General features: G+C 34.6%; 1 pseudogene. It reads left to right on the top strand.

Annotated elements, in window-relative coordinates:
- Positions 1-1626, top strand: a pseudogene (locus M2475_RS11325) (hypothetical protein); the annotation flags it as partial.
- Positions 1627-1939: the final 313 nt, after the last annotated feature.

The raw sequence follows: 1939 nt of genomic DNA, 5'->3' as shown, positions 1-1939 counted from the left end.
GAAGTAGCAGGATTAAATAATGCGAAAGTAATAGACTTAGCGAAAGCGGAAGCAAGTAGTACAGTAGATGGATCAAAAGTAGCAATTACAGTAGTAGATTACAGTGCTATTAAAGAATATGAAGGAATATACAATGTAACATTTGCAACAGCAAAAGGAACAAGTATTACAGTAAAAGCAACTGTATATGACAAAGTGATAGTTGATGAAGATAATGAAGAAGGAATTGCTGCAAATGATTTCTTTGTTGATATTGATAAAGTGGCAACAATTACAAATGCTGATTTGATAGCGTTAGCGAATGCGAAAGCATGGAATGTATCAGATAGTTCAAATGTTGAAATTACAAATGTGACACATACACTTGAAGCAGCAAAAGGAGTATATGATGTAACATTTGCAACGGCAAAAGGAACAGAAGTAACAGTAAGAGCAAGAGTAGTTACAAACATTGTTGAAAATGCAGATTTTGTAATAACAGCAGAAAACTTTGACTTGTCAAAAGAAGAAGCACAATCATTGACAGATAAAATGATGATAGAAAGAAGTCAAGTAGAGGCATACCGCAAATCAGACTTCATGCCATTACAAGTCAAAGTTGATGCACATACAATTGAACCAGTAAAAGGAACGTATGATGCAACGTTTGTAACCGATGGGGTAACTCCATTGGCAAGAATGACGAGCAATGGAACTAAGATTACAGTGGAAGTAAGAGTAAAAGATGTTGTAAAAGAAGACAATGGAACGGGAGAAGGAATCAGTGCCAACAACTTCCGTATTAGTAAAGAAGAAGCAGCAACAATTACAGATGAGCAAATGATAAAATTAGCTCAAGCAAGAGCATGGAAATTAGAAGGTCTTGCAGATGTAGAGATTACAAAAGTTGACCGAGGATCATTTGAAGCGAAAAAAGGAGTTTATGAAATAAATTTTGCAACAAATGAAGGAACAACGATTAGCGTAGAAGTAGAAGTATTTGACCGTGTTAATCATGAAAACGGCGAGAGTATGTCAGGAAATGACTTTGTACTTGATATCAATGATGTGAAAGAATTCAGTGATGAAGAATTAATTGCATTAGGTAATGTATATGCATGGAAGGATATCGATCATGAAGAAGTAGAGATTGTAAAAGTAACAAGTACAATTGAGCAAGCAGTTGGTGTTTACGAAGTAACATATGAAACAGCGTTAGGAACAAAATTAACGCTAAAGGTTACAGTAAAAGATGATAATAGTATTATCAACGAAGAAAATCAAGAATTGATCTATGCGCATGATTTTGATGTAAACCTAACAGCAGTGTCAAAATTAAGTGAAGCAGATATCATAGCTTTAGCAGAAGCCCAAGCATGGGATATCGTAACAGGAGACTCTGTAACAGTAAGGGTAAAAGTATCGGCAATCCAAGCGAAAGCAGGAAAATATGAAGTAACTTTCACAACCGAGAAAGGAACGACAATAACAGTAATTGCGAGTGTAAAAGATGATCGCAAACCATCGATTGCAGCAAGTGGAGCAAATACAGCAGATACAACAAACCCAAGCTTATATATGTTTATGATATTAGTATCAGGATGTATTTTAATTTTATTAAGAAAAAAAGTACAAAAAGATATTTAAGCAGAATAATTCCGAACATTTCATAGAGGGGATGAAGTTGAAAGGCTTCGTTTCCTATTATAGAAAAAAACTATATAACCTTTTAAAAGAGTTGTAATGAAATAGAGTAATTGTGGGCCTTTAGATTAGTGTAGGGTTTATATCAAATGAACCTATAAACTAATGTAGGGTCGAGTAAAAAAACAAACCAGAATTTCGTAGGGAATTCTGGTTTTTAAATTATCGCAAAAAAATACCACCTGCTATGCGGGTGGTAAAAGAACTTAAAGAAACCTCCGTGTTATAGTAGAAAGTAGCCTGGCAGCTACAACAA

The organism is Breznakia sp. PF5-3 (genome assembly GCF_029504745.1).
In the GTDB taxonomy this organism is placed as follows: domain Bacteria; phylum Bacillota_I; class Bacilli_A; order Erysipelotrichales; family Erysipelotrichaceae; genus Breznakia.
Note: the sequence above shows the minus strand (reverse complement) of the source record. Positions and strands in the feature narration are given on the sequence as shown.